Here is a 3,292-nt window from a genome sequence, read left to right as displayed (position 1 = left end):
GAACTGATCCGTCAGCAAGGCCCCTGGCGCACGGTCGAGCAGGTCGAACTGGCGACCTTGGAATACGTGTGGTGGTGGAACAATCAACGCCTCCACGGCGAACTCGACATGCACACCCCGATCGAGGTCGAAACCGCGTACTACGCTGACCTGGAATCAGCCAATCCGGCACCTGCCGGACAAAACTCCAGATAGGAACAAAGGTCAGGCCGATTCAGGCCTCTTGAACGGCTGGTTCGTGCTCGGGACCGCCGCGACCGACCCCACTACCGGCCTGACGCACGGCGTGACACAGTGGCATGCGAGCACCCTGCTCCGCGGTACCGGCACGGTCCTCCTCGTCGCGGGCGTCGAACTGGTGCTGATCGCCTACTTCGTGGTCTCGGGCGCCCGCGATCGGGACCGCGCCTCGCATCAGGTCTGGCTCGACACCTACACCGAAGTCGAGGTGTCACTCGTCGCGCCGAGCGATCAGCTCGCGGGTGGTTCGGGCGGCAGCCTCGTCCATGTGGAAGTCGACTCTCAATGGCTGGAGGGGCTTCTCGTGCATGATCTCGTTCATTTCACTGCCGGCGGAGCCCACGCAGTTCGAATGGCTCACGGGAGTGTGGATACCGGTAGCCGTTGGTGCGGCATCGGTCCTCTCTTGCGCTGTCATGTCAATCGTGCTCCAGGTCGATGTGTGGGCGGTGGGGGAGGGCCTCGGCGTTGTTCTGCTTCGGCCCTCCCCGGAATCCGGATCAGGGATAGGCGTAGAGGGTAGCGTTCGGCCCCACGGTGGAAACAATGACGCCGGCGAAGGTGGCGTGTCCGGTGAGTGTGCCGGAGTGCCGGTGTCCGTGGAGCTTGCTGGTGGGGATGTCACCTGACCACAGCCATGCGTTCAGGCTGCCCCCGCTGAGCCCGCTGGTGAGGTCCGTGACGGAGAAGCGCCCCACGAAATTGGTGGCCGGGACGTTCATCGCGATGTCGTAGTGGTACACGCCGTTCTTGGCGGTGACGGTCAGGGTCCCGGTTCCGTCGCCGGGATAGACCGCGTTCGGTGAGACCCCTTGGTCACGCTGGCGGGAGTCACTCGAAGCATCGGGTAGACGACCGCCTGCCCCTCCGAGAGGGTCGTGGTCTGTCCTGCCACGGTGAGTTCGTACGAATCCGTCGCGCCGGACAAGACCGTGGCCGCATTCGCTGGCGCCCCGCCACCAGCGCCCCGATGCGATCAGAACTGCGGCAGAAGCCGCGTAGATGGCCTTCTTCAGCCTCATTGCTTTCTCCAATCGGAGCTAGGTCGACGACCGGATTTGCCCCCCAAAGAACCCCTCCCCGATCCCGAACATACCGATCGGTCGGTCCCAACTAAGTAGGTTTTTGGGGCACCGACGGGGGACAGCCCGACGTAGGGGGACGGCCGATAGACCTATCTCTAGATGCCAGAATCATCATTCTCGGCTATAATTTGGTCTATAAAAGTGGCCGGAAATCTGGCATGATCGTAACATGCAGACGATGTCGGTGAGTGAAGCGAAGGACAAGCTGTCGAACCTAGTTGAGGGTGTCGAAGCGACGCATGACGCCGTGGTAATCACACGCCATGGGAAGCCGGCCGCCGTGCTGATCTCTCCCGAGGATCTGGATGCCCTGCAGGAGACGCTGGCCTGGCTGTCTGATCCGTCGCACGCGGCCGAAATGGCCGAGGCTGAGGAGGATGCTGCCGAGGGGCGGATGCTGTCATTGGATGAGGTTCGCGCGCAACTGGCGAATCGGTGACGGACCCGAGCTACCGCATCGAGCTGTCTCGGCCAGCGGCGCGCGCCCTGGCTCGGTTGACGCCGAAGATGGCGGACGCCGTGTTGCGGTTCCTGGATGGACCGCTGTCGGACAACCCGATGCGAGTGACGAAGCCGTTGGGTGCCGAGCTGCAGGGGATGCGGTCTGGCTACGTGGGCATCGCTTACCGGGTGCTGGTTCGCGTCGACGAAGAACAGCGATTGGTTGAGGTGATGCGGATCGCGCATCGCTCAGATGCTTACCGCGGCTTCTAGCCGGCCCGTGAACAATGTCAGCGGATTCGAGGAGGATTGAGAATATGAGCAAGAAGCCCCTCAGCCTGCTGGAGTCGATGGACCTCTGGGATGGCCATTGGGTGGTGGAGAACTGGTCAACTTCCGCGCGGCGGTAGCCCAAGGGCATGCAAAGCTTCCGGGATTCGATGATCGTGAAGTCGCACTCGACTACATCTTGCGACCGGGGGGGTCACCAGTTGGATCGGGACGACCCGAAGCGAACGATCGGCGGCGCGCTGATTACGGTGACCCTCTGTATGCCGTTGCCGTCATGAGATCGACTCACCTGGCGCCGCCTCCCGCGCGATGATGGCCAACCACGTCGTGAGGCGCAACGCCTAGGGTTCTGGCGTTCGCGTTGCTCTTTTACCTGGTGGGCTTGGAGCAGGGCGTCGGAGAGGCGCACCTGGTCCCGGAAGTCGGGGAGGCAGACAGGCGTGCGCCGGACAAGTACTCGAGCTGCACCATCCGCGAGATCGGGACACTGCGGAGACGGAGGACGCGGGTCGCGATCTACCGGCTTGCCACGGCGCTTCGCTACCCGCCGTTGAAACTCGTGTCCACTGCCCTGCAGAGCACCGCGACCCGCACGAATCGCGCGCGGGATGAGGGCCTCGCGCCGCAGGTGCGCATGCAGGAGCCGCGGAGGGAGCCGGCCGCCGACCCGTTCCAGCATGACCCGACGCGGTCCTACACCGGGCCGACGTATCCGGGTGGGACTTCGATCGGCTTCTGACGCGGGAAGCCGCGCGCAGGCGATCACCAACAACACGAAGAGGGATACCGGGCCGCCGATGGTCCGCGCGAAGGTAGGCTGGGCTGAGTCAGGCGATGGAGCGGACATGCAGGAGTTGGTGGGCAAGCTTTCCGCGCTCGATCCGGAGGCGAGTGAAGCCCTGAAGGTCGTGTCGTTCTTCGACGCGTTGATTGACCGCCATGCTTGCCTCGACGGCTTGCTGCGTGGCGCGGCGCTGCTCGCCGGGACGGTCGCCGGCGCCGATCGTAAGGGCCGCACCCTGCGGTTCGGGCTGGATGGGCGGCGGGCCGCTGAGGAGGGTGGCGTTGCGCGTGCCGGCGAGCGGCCGTACGCCGCAGGAACGGTGTGGCTCGAGCGCGAGAACGGAGTACAGCCGCACGATAAGATGATCCTCGAACGCCTCGCGTTCGCCGCCGATCTTCTGGAAGTCCAGCTACCGGGAGTGAGTGCGCTAGCGGAAAGAGTGAGTGGCCGC

General features: G+C 64.4%; 4 protein-coding genes and 1 pseudogene. 4 read left to right on the top strand and 1 reads right to left on the bottom strand.

Annotated elements, in window-relative coordinates:
* Window positions 1-195: IS3 family transposase (locus U870_RS23880; protein ID WP_162819248.1), on the top strand; the 195-nt coding region annotated here is incomplete at its 5' end.
* A gap of 545 nt (window positions 196-740) precedes the next feature.
* Here the strand turns inward: U870_RS23880 and U870_RS24575 are convergent.
* Window positions 741-1,262, bottom strand: coding sequence for a hypothetical protein (locus tag U870_RS24575; protein WP_162819246.1), 522 nt, complete (start codon window positions 1,260-1,262; stop codon window positions 741-743).
* A gap of 232 nt (window positions 1,263-1,494) precedes the next feature.
* On the opposite strand from U870_RS24575, the gene U870_RS0122105 reads away from it, so the two are divergent.
* From U870_RS0122105 to U870_RS0122085, 3 genes and pseudogenes are all read left to right on the top strand, one after another.
* A complete protein-coding gene (locus U870_RS0122105) occupies window positions 1,495-1,764 on the top strand; it encodes a type II toxin-antitoxin system Phd/YefM family antitoxin (protein ID WP_025159513.1) in 270 nt (89 codons plus the stop codon).
* Window positions 1,761-2,039, top strand: coding sequence for a type II toxin-antitoxin system RelE family toxin (locus U870_RS0122100; protein WP_025159512.1), 279 nt, complete (start codon window positions 1,761-1,763; stop codon window positions 2,037-2,039). Before U870_RS0122105 ends, U870_RS0122100 begins: the two co-directional genes overlap by 4 nt.
* 863 nt (window positions 2,040-2,902) lie before the next feature.
* Window positions 2,903-3,292, top strand: a pseudogene (locus tag U870_RS0122085) (hypothetical protein); the annotation flags it as partial.

The sequence above is a fragment of the Leifsonia aquatica H1aii genome (assembly GCF_000633535.1).
Taxonomy (GTDB): Bacteria; Actinomycetota; Actinomycetes; order Actinomycetales; family Microbacteriaceae; genus Leifsonia; species Leifsonia aquatica_A.
Note: the sequence above shows the minus strand (reverse complement) of the source record. Positions and strands in the feature narration are given on the sequence as shown.